Annotated in this window: 16 protein-coding genes; 5 read left to right on the top strand and 11 right to left on the bottom strand. The window is 36.5% G+C overall.

Annotated elements, in window-relative coordinates; genetic code table 11:
• From AB7E63_RS10980 to AB7E63_RS10990, 3 genes are all read right to left on the bottom strand, one after another.
• On the bottom strand, positions 1-508 hold a 508-nt coding region (locus AB7E63_RS10980; protein ID WP_428419505.1), incomplete at its 3' end, for a hypothetical protein.
• Positions 509-612: 104 nt separating this feature from the next.
• Complete coding sequence (locus AB7E63_RS10985) at positions 613-2,535, bottom strand: hypothetical protein (RefSeq protein WP_006340821.1); 1,923 nt, start codon at positions 2,533-2,535, stop codon at positions 613-615.
• Positions 2,536-2,547: 12 nt separating this feature from the next.
• Positions 2,548-2,739, bottom strand: a complete 192-nt coding sequence (locus AB7E63_RS10990; protein ID WP_006340820.1) for a hypothetical protein — start codon at positions 2,737-2,739, stop codon at positions 2,548-2,550.
• Positions 2,740-2,905: 166 nt separating this feature from the next.
• Here AB7E63_RS10990 and AB7E63_RS10995 point away from each other — a divergent pair, with 166 nt between their 5' ends.
• From AB7E63_RS10995 to AB7E63_RS11010, 4 genes are all read left to right on the top strand, one after another.
• The gene (locus AB7E63_RS10995; RefSeq protein WP_006340818.1) at positions 2,906-3,697 is read left to right on the top strand and encodes an alpha/beta hydrolase family protein; all 792 of its coding nucleotides are present in this window, start codon (positions 2,906-2,908) and stop codon (positions 3,695-3,697) included.
• 19 nt (positions 3,698-3,716) lie between these two features.
• Entirely contained in the window at positions 3,717-5,411 is a 1,695-nt protein-coding gene (locus tag AB7E63_RS11000; RefSeq protein WP_013924907.1) for a diphosphate--fructose-6-phosphate 1-phosphotransferase, read from the top strand.
• A gap of 109 nt (positions 5,412-5,520) precedes the next feature.
• Positions 5,521-6,132 (top strand): hypothetical protein, encoded by a 612-nt coding sequence (locus tag AB7E63_RS11005; protein WP_059358916.1) that lies wholly within the window; start codon positions 5,521-5,523, stop codon positions 6,130-6,132.
• 16 nt (positions 6,133-6,148) lie between these two features.
• A complete protein-coding gene (locus AB7E63_RS11010; protein WP_059358914.1) occupies positions 6,149-6,901 on the top strand; it encodes a hypothetical protein in 753 nt (250 codons plus the stop codon).
• Positions 6,902-7,422: 521 nt separating this feature from the next.
• Here the strand turns inward: AB7E63_RS11010 and AB7E63_RS11015 are convergent.
• The 6 genes from AB7E63_RS11015 to AB7E63_RS11040 form a co-directional block, all read right to left on the bottom strand.
• Positions 7,423-8,442 (bottom strand): M48 family metallopeptidase, encoded by a 1,020-nt coding sequence (locus AB7E63_RS11015; RefSeq protein ID WP_059358912.1) that lies wholly within the window; start codon positions 8,440-8,442, stop codon positions 7,423-7,425.
• A 15-nt stretch (positions 8,443-8,457) separates the two neighbouring features.
• Complete coding sequence (locus AB7E63_RS11020) at positions 8,458-9,054, bottom strand: LemA family protein (protein WP_006340812.1); 597 nt, start codon at positions 9,052-9,054, stop codon at positions 8,458-8,460.
• Positions 9,055-9,121: 67 nt separating this feature from the next.
• Complete coding sequence (nhaD, locus tag AB7E63_RS11025; protein WP_059358910.1) at positions 9,122-10,381, bottom strand: sodium:proton antiporter NhaD; 1,260 nt, start codon at positions 10,379-10,381, stop codon at positions 9,122-9,124.
• A gap of 151 nt (positions 10,382-10,532) precedes the next feature.
• On the bottom strand, positions 10,533-11,387 hold the full coding sequence (locus AB7E63_RS11030) for an alpha-1,2-fucosyltransferase (RefSeq protein ID WP_059358908.1): 855 nt from the start codon (positions 11,385-11,387) through the stop codon (positions 10,533-10,535).
• Complete coding sequence (locus tag AB7E63_RS11035; RefSeq protein WP_006340809.1) at positions 11,384-12,526, bottom strand: glycosyltransferase family 92 protein; 1,143 nt, start codon at positions 12,524-12,526, stop codon at positions 11,384-11,386. The genes AB7E63_RS11030 and AB7E63_RS11035 overlap by 4 nt, the downstream gene beginning before the upstream one ends.
• Before the next feature lie 11 nt (positions 12,527-12,537).
• The gene (locus tag AB7E63_RS11040) at positions 12,538-13,374 is read right to left on the bottom strand and encodes a putative sugar O-methyltransferase (protein ID WP_006340808.1); all 837 of its coding nucleotides are present in this window, start codon (positions 13,372-13,374) and stop codon (positions 12,538-12,540) included.
• A 305-nt stretch (positions 13,375-13,679) separates the two neighbouring features.
• Between AB7E63_RS11040 and AB7E63_RS11045 the strand changes: the two genes are divergently transcribed.
• Positions 13,680-14,153 (top strand): hypothetical protein, encoded by a 474-nt coding sequence (locus tag AB7E63_RS11045; RefSeq protein ID WP_006340807.1) that lies wholly within the window; start codon positions 13,680-13,682, stop codon positions 14,151-14,153.
• 388 nt (positions 14,154-14,541) lie between these two features.
• On the opposite strand, the gene AB7E63_RS11050 is transcribed toward AB7E63_RS11045, so the two are convergent.
• Together AB7E63_RS11050 and AB7E63_RS11055 are read right to left on the bottom strand one after the other, a co-directional pair.
• Positions 14,542-16,254, bottom strand: a complete 1,713-nt coding sequence (locus AB7E63_RS11050; RefSeq protein WP_006340806.1) for a hypothetical protein — start codon at positions 16,252-16,254, stop codon at positions 14,542-14,544.
• Positions 16,255-16,445: 191 nt separating this feature from the next.
• The gene (locus tag AB7E63_RS11055) at positions 16,446-17,357 is read right to left on the bottom strand and encodes a hypothetical protein (RefSeq protein WP_006340805.1); all 912 of its coding nucleotides are present in this window, start codon (positions 17,355-17,357) and stop codon (positions 16,446-16,448) included.
• Positions 17,358-17,400 lie beyond the last annotated feature (43 nt).

The raw sequence follows: 17,400 nt of genomic DNA on the forward strand, positions 1-17,400 counted from the left end.
ATTTAAGATTATATAATTGAATCCCAATAGATCTCGTATGCCAAGTTGCAAATTCAAGCTTGGCAAGAACACTCTTAGTGAGCAAATTGCGGGCATAGTGCTTAATAAGCGTATTTAGTGAAGTATAGATATAGGCATTTCGATGATTGAGCCTCTCATAAATATCACCCTGACGGTTGATGTCGAACACATTTAATTCATTGATGTGTTCCTGTAATTTTTTGCTGAATTTTTCAATATTCAATGTTGTGCGATGTCGTTTGTGATCTTCCTGAATTTCATGCGTTTGAGAGCTTATACAGCCATTTTTCAGAAGAATTTCTGAAATTTTATTCATCGTTTCTTCGGCATTCACAATACCTTGAGAGTGCTTAGAAACATACTTAGCTATTTTTTTCAAAGCTTTTGGATGATCACTATGGGTGGATGTTTCAGTCGCGGTAGATACCTCGACTGAAACATCTTGATAAATTGGATGCGTTGTAGTCGAAAATGATGTAGCTTGCATTGCAATCCTCCTTGTATTAGTTTGCAAAAGGGCTATCAACTTTCAATTATTTCTAAGCAAACATCCGATTTGAATATTTTTGCAATCATAAAATTTAAAATCTATTAAAAATTAGGTCCATTATGTTGGAGCAAAGCTTTCCAATGGGCAAGCATTTCGGGTGATAATAATTTGAAAAATCGTTTATAAAATACGGGCCAAACATGGTGATGTTCGGTGTCGACAAAAGCTAAACGACCGTCCTTGGCCCAAGGAATGTTGTTGTAATAAAGAGAGTCTTTTAAGCCCACTTTTGTCACAACTTTATAGATTGCATTCAGATGCGCTTTTGTCATTTTTTTTCGAAATAATTGCTTGTTTTTATCTCTTTCAACAAGCTTCATATCTTCTGAAAGTAGAACAAAATTTTTTCTTTTCTTGCATCCAGGACCTGGTGATGGATATGTAGGGAGGGGATAGATATACTTTTTGGGAACTTTTAAAAGTGATTGACAACCAAACTCATTAATGGCTTTTTGCGTGTCTTGTGCTCCTTGAATACGATGCACCCAATTTTTCCAATCTTCATTTTCCTGTGCATCTGTCATAATTTTGATGAAGTACCCTTTAATTTTTTTATGCCTAGTTGGATAAATCGGACTATAACTTCCTTTTTTGGTCCAATAAAAACCGGCTTTTTTTAAAGATCTTGTATCAGCTAAGGCTCTTGATTTAGAAAAAATACGATCTAGAGAACCTCTTAAGGGGTGATTTTCAGGAAGCAAATAGGGAGAGACTGTTTGCCAAACCTGATCTGAAATATGCGGTGGCTTCTGATATTTTGCACCTTGTTTAGACTTTTCGAAAGCTATGTCTGAGAGGGCGTCAAAGCTTGAATGTAAATTCTTTCGATCAAGAACTCCATTATGGTTATCAACTTGCAAAAGTGTTCTGGGATGGTACATTCCAAAATCGTAAACACGGACAATTTCTGAAGGAACTGCATAAGTACCGTCTCGTTCAGCAATAATACGGTAAAAGGCATACTTCGGATTGATTTCTGTTGAGCATTGATCTGACACAAAGAATGTATAATCGATATCTTGCTCTGTCTGACCATAAATCGGAGGAAGAAAATCCAAGGCATTAGATCCAAAAATCCAGTAACTAGTTGAAGGATTCTGATCAGCTTCCCAACTTAACTCATAGCGATCTTCATCAATTTTAGAAAACTCAATATTTCGGACCTGTTGAGGTTTGATGACTTGAAAGGTAAATGGGATGCTCCATTCACACCAAGAACCATTTTGAAGACCTTTTACCCGAATGAAATATTCTTGATTAGAATTTAAGAAGGTCTGACAAATTGGATCGAGCTGAATGGTTTCATTGGATAGTTGAACCTGATTTAGGTTGGGTATTAAGGTGTCGAAATTTTTATCAGACGTTATTTGCCACCAAATCGCGTCGCAATCATTTGTTGAAAGCAAAAAAAGTTTGTCGAAATCAATAATTTCCACAGAAGAAGGAGATGAGCTGTTTTCTAGTCCTTCCAATGAAGCTAAATTAACTTTCTCCCATCCATCTGGAAGACAAGGCCAATCATGATGTTCAATGATTTTGAAATGGGCGAGATTATTCCATGAATCCGCAAGATTAAAAAACGCAAAGGGCCCTCCAACTTTGGTTCGAAGCATGATGAAGGGGTCATCTGCAATTTCGTCGAACGATGCCATAGACTCATTATCCAACTGGAGATAATAAGTATCGTGCCAAGTGTCTAAGAGATTCCAATTGTCATTGTAAAAATATTGAAAGACGGTGGATGATTGGTGGGTCGGAATTCGTTCAAAAGGGCAATCGAGTTCGGCAGCCTTTTTTGCTAAAAAAAATGTTTTTTCTTCAGGGGATAACTTAGAATGTGAACTAAGCTGCTCAAACGTCTTTTTTAGTTGTAATCCAACCCCTGCATCTTCCGCAAATAATTGTGGACCGGATAAGCAAAGTAGGCATAAAATGACTTTTGCAAAAGTACCAAATTTTTTCATATTTCATTTCCTTTATCTTTTTAAAGCAAGAAATAACCATCGTACAAGGACATAGCTGAACCAAAATAAGAAAGCTGCCAGTAAAGCTGCGAACAGACTTTTCCAAAAGAGCTGCGTGTCGTTGTAAAATAAATAAAAACTAAAAATCAACATGATTCCAGCAAAGATATAGCTTGTTTGATTAATGAGGGGGCTATCGTCCATTTAAATCCTTATGAGAATGGCTAAAATTTACATGCATGTAGGCATATATGATCTTTTTGACAAATTTGAATTTTGGCAACTAAAAAATGACATAGAGACAAGTATTCTTGCTGTAAACCTTCTAGCGTGCTAAAACTGATTCAATCAATGTAAGTCATGGGATTCTATGAAAAAGACAGAAACACGCGAAGCTGTTGTCCTAACAAATGATGAAAATAAGTTATTTGGCATCTTGCACCGCCCTTTAATCTCTCCACCGTATCCAGCGATTCTTATTTGCCATGGATTTGGCGGCGATAAACTTGGCCGCAATCATCTCTACCTCATTTTAGCACAGCTTTTAGCAAAGGAAGGTATCGCTACTCTTCGTATCGATTTTCGAGGCTGCGGAGATAGTGAGGGGAATTTTAATGAAGTCACTTTTGAAAATTTGTTGAGCGACGCAAAGGCTTCCCTGGATTTTTTACAGCAAGATACATGTATTGATCAGAATCGATTAGGTGTGCTTGGAAGATCATTAGGAGGAGCCCTTGCAGTCCTATTAGCCAGCCATACTAACGCTTTCAAAACAATTTGTTTATGGGCCCCCTTGTTTACTGCTGAAGATTGGAAAGAGAAATGGAAAATTTTACAAAAAGTAAAGGATCCTCACCAAAAAGAAGAACTTATGCGTGTCAATGGGAAAAAGGCTAGCTTTACTTTTTATGAACAATTGTTTCAAATGTGTTTGGATAAAGAGCTTTTAAATCTTAATCAGGTTCCTTTAATGCATATTCAAGGGAAAAACGATGTGATTATTGCGGATTCCCATGCGCAAGGCTATCGTAAAAATCGGGAAAATATCCAAGCTGAATCAAAATTTATTGAACTTCCAAATAGTGATCATGATTTTTCACATACTGAAGAGCAGCGTTTGGCAATCGAAGAGACGCTGACATGGTTTAAACGAACCCTTTAACTTTGCCGAGGTGTTTTTAATGCGGATTCATAGCTCATTACAAAAACGACGTTTAGCTTATTTGCCTAGATTGCCAGAAATTTTGCGTTCTTTAACGCGTCTTGTTCCTCTTTTTGAAGCCGAAAACCATGAAAATGAACTTCCTCTTCCCGTCGTTCAACTTTTTTCCAAGACAATTGATCAACAACTACTGCGATTTGTAGAAGGGGAGAATAAAACTCATCGACCCCTTAACGTCGGGGTTGTATTTTCTGGCGGTCAAGCTTCTGGAGGACACAATGTCATTAGCGGTCTATTTGATGCATTAAAACTGCTAAATCCTGAAAGCAAGGTTTTTGGCTTTTTAAATGGTCCAGCAGGAATTATCAATAATCAATCCATGGAAATTACAGCCGAAATTTTGAAAAACTTCAGAAATTTGGGTGGATTTGATCTCATAGGATCCGGACGTACCAAAATCGAATCGCCTGATCAATTCCAAGCAGCTCTGAAAGCCGTGCAAGGATTACATCTCGATGGACTGCTTATCATTGGAGGGGATGATTCCAACACAAATGCAGCCTTTTTAGCTGAATATTTTTTAGCTAAAGGATGTAAAACATGTGTTGTAGGCATTCCTAAAACAATCGATGGAGACCTAAAAAATGAATCAATTGAAGTCTCTTTTGGATTTGATACTGCTTGTAAAACCTTTTCACAGACAATTGGAAGTATTCTCACAGATTGCTTATCCGCTAAAAAGTATTACTTTTTCATTAAGTTGATGGGAAGATCTGCTTCTCACATTACCTTGGAGTGTGCTCTTCAAACGCATCCTAATTTGACATTTATAGGTGAAGAGATCGCTGCGCAGCAAAAAACATTGAAGGATATTGTTCGACAAATTACCGATATGATTTGTCTGCGAGCAGAAAAAAAGAAAAATTACGGAGTGATTTTAATTCCTGAGGGATTGATTGAATTTATTCCAGAAGTTAAGACACTGATTCAAGAACTAAATACTCTTTTAGCTAGCTCTTTGCCTCATTTAAAAGAAATCGAAGCTAGACCAAAAGCAAGCGATAAAATTGAATACATCATCAAAAAATTGAGCATTCCTTCTCAAGAGTGTTTTTCTCTATTAACACAAGATATTCAACTTCAATTACTGATGGGACGCGATCCCCACGGCAATGTGCAAGTGGCGAAAATTGAAACTGAAAGATTATTAATTGCCCTTGTGAGTCAAGCCTTAGCTCAACGCAAAAAAACTGGCACATATGTCGGAAACTTCAGTGCACAACCGCTTTTTTATGGCTATGAAGGTCGATCATGTTTGCCTTCCAATTTTGATAGCCAATATTGTTATGCATTAGGACATGTCGCAGCTTTACTTGTGAATGCCAAACTAACGGGTTATATGAGTTGTGTAACCGATTTAAGCTTACCCGTTGAGCAATGGGGAATTGGAGCAACGCCCTTGATTAAAATGATGGGGATGGAAGAAAGAAACGGGGAGTTAAAACCTGTGATTCAAAAATCCCTTGTTAACTTGCAGGGCAAACCGTTTGCAATTTTTTCTCAAGAAAGGGATAAGTGGATTTTAGAAGATTTATATTGCGATCCAGGGCCTATTCAGTTTTTTGGGGCTAGAGATGAAACAGATCAAATCCCTTTGACTTTAGAATATGAATATTCAAGACATACACATTTAAGTTTTTCTCATACAAGCTAACTTTTAAAGGAATGCCCGAGATTTTTATTGTATAAATACGTGAGTGTATCTATATAAAAATTTAACTAAGTGTAAATGTTATCCGATTGGTCAACTTAAGGAAATACAAATGTCAAGAATGATCTTTTTACTGGTAATTCTAGCTGCTGTCGCAATGACGTATCTTTTTGTGGATTATGCTAAAGATTCTTACAAAATTCTTCCTGTTACAAAAGAAGTTAGCGCTGCTGGGCCAAAAACGCCTTGGTTGAATTTTAGATCACCTTCAGGGAAGTTTGAAGTCAAGTTTCCTAAACAACCTCAACATGCCACTGAGAAATTAGTCGACCCAAAAACGAAAGAAGTTCGTGAATATGACATGTACGTCGCCGAAAATGAAATCGGCGACGTTTACATGATTAGCCTAATCACTTTTAATGAAGTGGATACTCCCGATGAACAAGCTTCGTTACTCACCTCAGTCATGAATAACATGGTAAATGCAAGTACAAAAAACGTCTTAAAGACTATGGAAAATGGTTTTTTTCAAGATCGACAGTCTTTAGATTTTACGATTCAAAATGGCGAAGCTGAGATCCAAGCTAAAGCATTTATTGTAGATAAAATACTTTATGTTTTAACCTGCGTATCAAAAAAATTGAGCAATGCGCCAACAGAATTTGATTATTTCGTTCACTCTTTTCAGTTATTGAACGAAAAAAAAACCTTAGACAATAAGTGAAACATACGGACGATTCATGATAAATCAAAAATCTTTTGTTTACGCCACCTTTCTACTTACAACTTTGGTTGGAAGTTTTGCCTATGGTGCGACAAGCTCGTCAGCACCAGGGTCTTCTTCTTCGGGTAGTTCTTTTGGAAACACCAGCTCTTTCCCAAACCCTCCGACACCGGGTGGTACACCAGGTAAACCCGCAACAACTCCACCAAAGCAAACTCCTTTTAAAAGAGTTCAAGAAAAACCTCCAGCTAAACCCATGGGGACAAGTGATATTCTCTACACTTCACCTGGTGTTATTGCTTTGAAAGATGGAGTATGGGCCGGAAGCGACCACTTATACAATTTAACTGATAAAATTGGGATTTCAATTGAAGTTATAAAACCAGCAAACTTTACCGCTGCGGTTTCTGAAGAGTCTCTTAAAAAGATTGTTGCCGAAATTTTTGAGAAAGGGAATTTAGCTCCCATTATGCGTCCTGGAGAAACCTCAAATCCGCTTCCCTTTTTCCATATTCTGGTGATGCTTTATCCCCATGAAGGAGCTCTTGCTGTTTTTTGTGAAGGGCGCTTGTTTGAAAATGTTCAAATTACTCGAGTTTTTCTAGATAAAGATACCCAGCTACAAGCAATTACTTGGGAAAAGCAAAGTATTGTCATTATTCCTTTGTTTGATGCTCAGGCCCAAGTATCTAAAGCCGTTGCAAATATTGCGACAGCTTTTGTCGATCGCTATAAGTATTTTGAACATGTGAAAATTCAAAGACAATAAAAACAATCGGAAGAAGTAAAAGAATTCATTCTTTTACTTCTTCCGATTTTATGTTCTCTCATCTCCTGATTACCATCCAAATTTAATTAATTTATTTGTAGTAATATTTCTAATTAGAAGCGCTTTATATCTTGCGACATAATCTTTTATAAATTCAAATACATGCAAGGATTACAACGCTTCTACAATTTGATAGACTTCTAGAAAATATCCCTCCTAAATCTTACCAGGTATGTATTTAATCAATTCAAAATGAAACTCAAATCGCAGCTAATTCTTATTTGGTCTCTACTTGAATTTTTCAAGCTAACAATAAGTACTCTAAATATTTGATCTTTATGCAATGATCCAAAATGGCCGAGAATCACCTTATCTTGCTAAAGATAATGAGTTTAAGTAATATGCTTTGGTCCTTCTTAGGTGAAGGGCGCTGAAAAAACAAAAAAAAGCATTTATTGCGATTTTTAAAAATGAATGAAAAGAAATTCTAGAGGGTCGCAAGTTTGTATGCCTGCCACCAATTAGCTCTTTGAAGCCAAATGTGCTTTTTTGTTTGCGGTATCTAAATCTTCCTTCCATTCTTCTGGCATGTAAGTACGTCCTTCGATTGCTTCAATTCTTTTTTCAAGAGGGGGATGGGTTGCAAAAAGGGAGCTTAATCCGGCGTGATTGTCTAAATAAAGATGGGAATAGGCCATTCCTCGTTCTGGCATGGCCGTATACTGTTCACTCATGATTTTTTTTAAGGCATTTGAAATTCCGTCTGGATTTCGAGTGAACTGGACAGCGCAAGCATCAGCTAGATATTCCCTTTCACGGCTAACAGCGGCCTTTAAAATGGAACCAAATATCCATGTAAAAATTCCAGCAAAAAGAAAAATGATGGCGGCTATCGCGATGGGATTACCACCTCTTCCATCCCCATTTCTTTCTCTCGGATTTATACTTCCAGAAAGATATAGCAAGCGCATGCCTATATATAAGACAAAGAAAAATCCCATGACCATGGCTGCAAGGCGTAAGCTAATTTTCATATCGCCATTATAGATATGACCAAATTCATGGGCGATGACGCCCTGAATTTCATCACGGTGCAGCGTTTGAAGCGCACCATCTGTAATCGTAATAGCAGAGTTGTCGGAGGTTAGTCCTGCAGCAAATGCATTAATGGGTTTGGCATGTAAAACATAGACGGCAGGAATTGGCAGAGAGGCTGCTAAAGCCATCTCTTCAACAATATTTAAGAGTTGTCTTTCTTTAGGATTGTTTGTTTTAGGATCAATGCGCCAGGCTCCCATGGATTCGGCCACATAGCCTCCACCAAAGCTTTTAAACATGAGATATTGATAGCCTGCTACACTGAAGGTAACAAGTATAAAAAGCAGTCCCAATATCGGAACAGAAGAGTCGTATGTTTCGGGAGAAAACGTACGAAAAGCCCATTCACTTAATGCTGCAACAATGAGTGTTAAAGCCACAAATATTGCAACATAAAGCGATGTTCTAGATTTAGCGCGACGTTGTGCTTCCCAGAAATTCATCTTTAAATCCCCTTATTAGAAAGAGACTTTAACTGCTTTTTTCGCTTCAGCATCTTGAACTTCATAAAGTTCAGCAGGGTGGTGTCCAAAAATTGCAGCAAAAAGCACTGCAGGAAATTCTTGCTGTGTTGTGTTGTAAAGCATGGCTTGATCGTTATAAGACTGTCTAGCGAAGGCAACTTTATTTTCTGTAGAGCTTAGTTCTTCTTGAAGTTGTTGCATATTTTCGCTAGCGCGAAGTTGTGGATAGTTTTCAGCTAAGGCAAAGAAATTTCCCAGAGCTCCTTTTAAAGCTGTTTCGGCCCCGAGAAGTTGCTTAATTGAACCACCCCCGGTAGGACCGCCACTTTTTTCAACAGCTTCTCTAGCCGCCGCTGCTGTGTTACGCGCTTGAATCACTGACTCTAGAGTTCCTTTTTCGTAACCCATATAGCCTTTGACACTTTCAACTAGGTTTGGAATGAGGTCATATCGACGTTGCAATTGAACATCTATTTGACTCCAAGCATTTTTTACTTGGTTACGCAAGCCTACTAGGCGGTTGTAGATTCCGATACCCCATAGAGCTAAAAATGCTATAATGGCAAGAATGACAATAAGTGCTGTACCCATAAATCACCTCTTACTTGTTAATTGATTTTATAATTTTAATTTAACAAATTTAAAATTAATAGTACATTTAAGAAATTAAAAAGTAAGTAAAAATGCCAGATATATATCCGATAAACGCAGGTATCGTTATATATTTTAAATAAGAGGAAAAACTTACCCGTTCCATTGCCATTAAGATAACACCAGCTGCTGAGCCAATAATGAGCAAACTTCCTCCTGTTCCAGCACAATAGGCAATGAGTTGCCAAAATGAAGAATCCATAGGATACTGAGCCATGTCGTACATTCCCATAGTGGCTGCAACTAAGGGGATATTATCAACTAATGAAGAGGCGATCCCGATTAAAGTAGCAATAATTGCTGTCGAATGAAAATAGCTGTCTAGCCAATGAGCTAATGAAGTCAGAAGATGAGATGTTTCTAGGGCATTTACAGTTAGTAGTATACCTAAAAAAAATAAAGGACCAGATAAGTCGATTTTTGAAGCAATCTCGACAGCTTTTAAAGGATGATTCTGTTCTTTGCGATAAATGAAATCAGTAAAAGTCCATAATAGACTCAGTCCAAAAATCATTCCCATAAAAGGTGGTAAGCCTGTGACAACTTTAAAAATGGGAACGAGAACTAAACTCCCAAGTCCTAAAATTAAAACAGCAAGAGAGAGGGACGTCATCTGCTTATTTTCAATAGAAGGAGGCTGTTCAATATTTCCTTTTACAAAGAAAGTTAAACAAAGGAAAGACATGATAAATGAAATAAAACTAGGAACAAAAAGAGTTTGAATTGTTTGCACTGTCGAAATTTGACCACCAATCCAAAGCATTGTCGTTGTTACATCTCCAATAGGAGTCCATACGCCTCCAGTATTGGCCGCAATTACAATTCCACCACCAATTAAAAGACGGTCTTTTGGATCCCGAATTAGCTTTTGTAGGATGGACACCATGACAATTGTTGCTGTCAAATTGTCTAAAATCGAGGAAAGAAAAAATGTAACGAGACCAATTCCCCATAATATTTTGCGTTTGGAAAGGGTTCGAAAAAACCGTAAAAGAATGTCAAATCCTTGATGTGCATTTAAAATTTCGACGATGATGAGCGCACCAAGTAAGAAAACAATCACTTGGCTAATATCGGAAAGATGTAAACCTAAATACTGCATATTTTCTTCTGGAGTAAAAGCAGCATTTGCAAATTGAAAAATCCAACAAATCACACCCATCATAAGGGCTGTGGTCGCTTTATTCAATCCAATGGGATGTTCAAAAATAATAAATAAATATCCAATAATAAAAACAATCGCCATGCAGGTTGTTGGATTATCCATTTTTTTCCTTAAAATTAAAAATGATTGTTATTTTTGCATAGAGTTTAACAAAAAACCTAAACAAAGATAAAGGTAAATAATGGAAAATGAGAAATAGATAAATTAAGAAGAAATGCGGAAGAAATAGCCATCTCTTCCGCAAGCAGCAGGTCTAATAGTCAATTGTGATCCAGCTATTTGGAATCAAATCGCGTGTATCATGGCCGACTCGAGGTGTAAACCACTTTTTAGGTGCGATGACAACCTTATAAGGATTTTGATTTAAGTAAGCTGACCACCAAGAAAAACTAGAATTTGAAATAATATTGTGTTTGCAAAATGACATTAAATAAAAATCATTAATGTGGGATTCGCCTTCTATGAAACGTAAATTTGGGCGAATTCCAGCTAATTCTTTTTTACACCACTCAATATTATCCGAGAAAACGACGCAATAAGCATCTTCGGGAAAGAAAGACAGTGCTTCTTCAACATAGGCCCTTCCATTTAAATAATAATAGAGATGTTTTGGATCGCTATCCATATAAGTTCGAATATGAATCGAGATCGAGCAAGGATGATCCACTACATCTGTATAGCGGTTTTTTAAATCATTTTCGATTGTTTCCATCGGGGCAAACAATTTGATAATTTCATCTTTGTGCTTTTCAAAGTACTTTTCGGATTGAAAATAACCGTTGAGCTTCATATTCGGCTTATAGGGAATCGGAGCATAAGCAAAGCTAGCCTCTGTAAAAGACGTTAGGGCAACTTTGGGCTCTGTTGTGTCAATCCTCCATAAGACTAATTGACGATTTGTCGGGATTCCCCAGGTTTTTAAATTTTTCAGATCTGGGACTGTAACTTTTGCGTTATGATCAAGGGCTAAGCTTGTTGCTGCAGCGATTTGAAATAATTGATTGCCAAGCTGCCCTGTCATAACGGGGACTATGTAAGGGGTTGCCGCTTGAAGGCAAAATGAGCAAAAAATACTCCCAAGTAAAAACAGTTGTTTAAGGATATTCATAAAGCCTCTTTAAGTTTAGGAATAAAACGTTGAATGCTAAAGTCTTGTTCTGATTGACCCATTTTTAAAAGCCATTCCACCATTTCCGGGGGATATTTTTCTCCCACACCTTGACGTCTTCCAACTTTTACGTCGTAGAAGAAATCCAACGTCCTAAACCAATAATGATTTAGTTGAATGTTTTCGACATGGATTTCAGGAACTGTCGTATTGGGGGAAACAATCTGCTTTAAACCATTTACTGTTAAGTAATTAGGTTTTAAATTGTAATAGTGGGAACTTGTTACGGGAAATGCAACATGAGAAGGTTTTACAATAGCCTTAACATATTGATTTCCATTCCACTTTTGATCCACAAAGTCTGTAGGAAATTTATAGGTTAAATGCTCTGTCAATAAAGCATTTTTTGGAAGAGATTGAATGTTAGAAGTTCCAAAAAGTTGCCAATTGATTAAGATTTGGCTAAATTGATCAAACTCTCCTAAAAATTCCTGCATGGAGGTGTGCTGATGAGGAACTAAAAATTCATCCACATCAATTAGTGCCAACCACTCTGTTTGATCTTGAGCTTGCTTAATGCAATCCTCATAGGCTGTTAATTGGCACGCAGGATATTTTTTTACTGTCCACTCAATTAATTCAACTTCTCCAGAACGGATGTAGGGTTCAAGAACATCTAGATAATGGTCTGTGCTTAAATGATTATAAATCCAAAAGTGCTGAACACCCAATAGTTTATGGTATTCGATCCACTCTTTTAAATAGCTTGCCTCGTTTTGAATGATCGCGCCCACGCTCAAGAAATAACTTTGAGAGGGCGTGTTTTTTAAACTTCGAGACGTGTACACCCATTCTAGTTCAGAGGGTGTAGTCACTACTTTTTTTCCGCAAAACAGGGGAAGAGGATGATCCACAATCCATTGATTTAAATAGCCAAGTTCTTGATCACTTAGCTTAATTAGTCCTGCCTTCGAAAGGTCGGATGGTTCCATCCTTTTCTCAAGCCCTGCTACGAGAGGCAGAGGGATGTACTGGGGAATCATTTTAGATGTTTTTTTTATCCCAGCAATCAAAAATGCAAACAAAAAAATATAAAAACATATTTTAACAAGCTTTTTTGGAAAAAGCATTTTCAGCATAGCTACCCCTGTTATTTAGTCCAAGTAATGAGAATATTGCGATTTGCAGTGCAAGGTTCTTCTGGATAAAATCTGACTTTATAACCCTTCATCTTTAGTTGGGTATATATCTCCATAATTGAAAAGGATTTCGGTTCCATAATTTCCCGATAATTATTGTGAATCATATAACCGGCGGATGATTTTAAAATATATTTTTCTAAATATTCAGCTTGCATACTTCTCTGGCATTCTGAAAAGGCATAGTTACTAATAAATAAATCACATTCTTCTTCTTGTATTTCTGTAGGAGGAACAAGTCTGACATGGTTAACTCCTAAATTTGACAAATATTTTTTAGTCAACTGCAGAGGTTCTGGAAGATCAACAATCACATATTCATTAAAGGCAAACTGATCCGAGATAATTTTGCACTGGCCCCCATATCCTCCACCTATTTCAATAATTTTTTTATTCGATAAATCCCCAAAAAGAGACCGAATTTCACCCAAAATTTTCACATAACGTAGCGTACTGGGAGAAACATTTCCTAATTCAGGGTAATAGCAAACAATAGGGGATCCAATTAGATCATTTGTTGAAAACTTATCCCAATTAAGGAGGAGATCAGGATAGCGTTCCTGAATAATTTTTAAATATTCAATTCCCAATTCGTAGGAGACGTGTTCCAGTACACCCCGATAAACAGGCTCTCGCTTAAACGACTGAAAAACCTCGTCATCTGTAGCTGCTAAATAACAAAAATCGCGATAAGAAGATGTATCTGTAACACTCGTGGGATTTTCTGAAGCAAAAGCTGAGCAATAGGAAAATAGAAAAAGAAAAGTGGCAAAAATTTTATGCATCATGTGACTCCATATGGACATTTCGATAGCCTGGTATTTTTTATTAAATTCAGATGATTATCAAGAAAAAAATGCACTCGGAAAGCATAAATTTAAATAATTAGCTTATCAGTAATATGTTCCCGAGAGATAAGTATAGGTTTTAAATACTTACTTAATAAGCTGATTATTTCATTAACATATTTTTTTGTAATAAATTTAAGTTTCAGAACATTTTTTATTTGATTCTTTAAACAAATCGATACCTGCTAAAAAAATCTTGATAAATATTTAAAAATAGTTGAATTTTTTAAAAAAAAGGAGATCACATGATAGAACCTTATATCACAATTTTAAACGACAGAGCCTACCGTAATATCGTTGGGAATAAATCCCACTTTTTGCATGAGAACAAAGATCTACACCGAGCTCTTTTGAAAGGCTCTTCATTTAAGATTTATCGCGGTATGATTGCAAAACTTCTATCTTTGCTAGGCTTTGCAACAAAGCTGGAGTATAGGGGTTGCGAAGCAGGAAAAAAAAATGTGTATGTAAATAATAAAAGTCTTGCTAACTATCTTGTACGGTATGTTTTGGCAATACAATCTCCATGCGATACAGCTGAAATTGCACATAGACAAAATAATCTCTATTCTAATCCAACAGAAGAGATACAAAAGATTCAGATGTTTGCACAAAAAAAATGGGATGAATTCAAAAAAACGACTAGAACAAGGGATTTTGAATTTCTCACGGTAGAACTGGAATTGAATATTGAATCTGAGCTCGAAAGAAGCAAGTAGAATAAAAGCCCGAATTTTTTAAATAAAATCAATTTTAATTTTTATTTTTCACGGAGCTTCCAATATCTTTTTTGTTTATTTCACAAAATAGAGCTTATCTGAATATACCCCAAAATGAGGTACTAATTATGATAAGTATTTTCATCAATATGAAAATATAAAAAAACCTATCTTAAAAAGTGCTTCATTTAAACCTCATATAGGAATTTTGGCGAAATTTCTACCAAGGATTGAAATTGCTGCTAAATTTGAATGTCAAATAAAAGGCGAAGGAAGGGCGATTACAGCATCATACAACGGTCGAAAAATTAATGTCAGCCTTAGCAAAATATTTTTTTTAAATTTTACCATTTTCTTAAAAAAACATAGAACACTATTTTTAACATATTTAAGCATTGATAAATTCTTGAAAATCGAGTTGATGATTTGGTTGCCCTTTTATCTGAAAAATCCCAGGAGTATCGGGCTCTTCATAAAGGGCTAAGAGCTTATGAAATTGCTGAATCGTATGTTCAGGGTCTTTACATCGAATTTGATAGCCATTAGGATCTAAAAGATATCCTTCTTGTTCATTAATTTTTATATAAGTAAGAGCATGGGCTCCATCACCCGTAAAAAAATTGACTGAATAAGTCCCAGCCTTTAATTTCGAGATATTCCGAAGATACGAATCATCGGTTGCATGCATCGTGCGATGACCCAAAACGTCTCTTAAAGATTTTAATTTTAGCCCCCTTGCTTGAGCCACTAAATGGTATTTGGCATCATCGGAACGATCGGCATTGACCATTTCCATGGTTCTTCTTATGAAAGGGTCTGATATCGTAAAATACTGAGGGATTGCTTGTGGTTTTGCGGTGCCAAATATTTCAATGGCTTTATTTTGAAGAGATTTCCACCATTTTGTGAGTTTTTGAATGGGAGAAGATGATGTCGTATTTTGTTGTTTTAACTCAATTAAAAGGCCCTGCTTATACTCCAAAAATGAAGTAACCCACTTAAGTTCAGCAATATCTTTTTCTCTTTTTTTGTTTAAATCAGCTATTTCTAAAGGATGGGCTCCCTCCAGTTTTTGTTGATAGTCCGCATTAATTTTATTTAAAACAGCCTGCTGAAATTCCAAAGGTTTTTGGATCGTCCAAGGAGAATCGGGCCCATTTCGACGGTCCACCCACTCCGTTTGGGACTTTCCTTCATCTTCGTTGCGGCGCGCCTGTTGAATGGCTTCATCAACAATAGCTCTGATTAATTTTGCAAACTCCTGATTTGTCTGTGGATTTTCTTCTTGCAAATCTTGCGAATGGATTGCTACATATTCAAAAGGTTCATTTGAATAGCGCAAGTCCTGATCTGCTTGGAGTAAAGCAAATTCAACCGCTTGAAAATCGACCTGAAAAAGAGGATCTCCAATACCACTTTTAGAAGCATTCCTTAAATCATCGAACAAGTTGGTAATTGCCGCAGAAAATTTGTTTTCATCGCTGACTAATTGGTAAATCGCTTGATTTGCCGCAGCTTCCGCTGTAGCTCCTTTTTGATTACTTTCTATGATGTCTGCTAAATTTTCCCTTTTAATTAAAAGCCTTTCTGCAATGTCTAGGCGAATTCCAGCACAAATTCCATCAGAAATGGATGCTTCAGGGTTTTTAGTGGGATCGATTTTAATATTTCTTATGGATTCATTCTGAACGAGGGATTTGCACTGATCAAGCAGCACATTAGCCGCTTTAAAATCTTCTTTTTTTGCTAAAACTTTGCGGTCTCCGATATTACGAGAATGCCCGATCAAATCTTTTCCAAAGTAATGTTTCGCCCAAATTTCCGCCATATCATAAACCGAATGAACTGCCTTGGCTTTAAAAGCTTTTGATGTCTCGCCTACGGTCACTTTGTGAGCTAGCATGAATCCTATCGTTTTTAAAAAAGGACGAATGGATGCTGAATCGGCTAGAACAACTTTAACTTGAGCTACCTTGGAGTGCTTGGGGATTTTGAGACTTCCTTGTTTATCTGATTGATCAATCTGATTGGAGAGAATTCTTTGAGAGGGGAAGGCCGAAATCCATTTGTGGTCTTCACCACTTGGTTCGTTTATTTGCATTTATGTCACCTAATGAAAATAATTAATTATTTTTATTGATGTCACTATTTGTATTTTAACACACCATCACATTTGGCAATGTATTTTTTTATAAAATATTAAAAAATAATTGTTGGATTTATTTTATAGGAAACAGATAGAAAAAATGAAAATTCTGAGGGGGTAATGTTGAAAAGGAGGCGATATCCCGATTAAGCGAGAACACCTATAAAAACGCCCAAGCTGCACATGGCATTCGAAGCCAAATTAAAGTCCTCTTTATAGAGTTTTTTTGCCCAGGTATTGCATAAAAGAAGCGTGCCCACAGAAAAACATGGAAAAAGCATGCTTTTTTCAAACGGAAGTGCAAATTTTGTTGCCAAAAGAAGAAGGCATGTAGAAGAAAAATTAGCGATTCCGCTTAAAAAGCCATATGTTAATTCTGGTTTACTCAATCTTCTTTTTTCCGTTAAAAAAAACACAGATTGCAATAAAAAGGCCACTCCAAATTGTGCAGGCATAAACCATTTGTCATCATTTTCATTAACAGCAAAAGCTGAAAGAAATCCTCCGATCTTATCACAATCGAATAGCACACAGCGTCCTTGAATTAAAGTTAGAGCACACATTTGGATAGCAAAGCAGCCAATTGCATAAACAAACCATTTAGGAGAAGTTTTAGAGGAATCTGAGGATTCTTTTTTTGCTCCGAGGAAAAGACCACAGATCACAAAAAACATTCCGATAAGCTGCAGAGGAGTACAAGAAAATCCATAGACGGGATCAAACATCAAAAAAAGTAAAAGCCCTGGAAAAACAGCGCTAGTATTTTGGAATGCAAACGTTAAACCGGCAGGCCCATGTTTTAATGCGCGTGATGTTACATGCATTAATGCGATATTTAACATTCCTACGCAGCCACCAATAAAGACAACAATAAAATTTATATCGCTAAGTAAAACTGAAGGATTGATAACAATCGAGGTAACAAAAGAAATGAAATAAAATAAAACTAAAAATCCACTAGAACTTGCATAAGGGGAATGCAAAGTGTTTTTTCGGAAAAATAAATTTGATAATGCCGCAAATGCAGCTGCGGCAAATGAAATAGCTAGAGCATTCATCAATTATCCTTTTCCTATTTTTTGAAGAATATTATATAACATT

The sequence above is a fragment of the Parachlamydia sp. genome (assembly GCF_050255895.1).
Lineage (GTDB): Bacteria > Chlamydiota > Chlamydiia > Chlamydiales > Parachlamydiaceae > Parachlamydia > Parachlamydia acanthamoebae.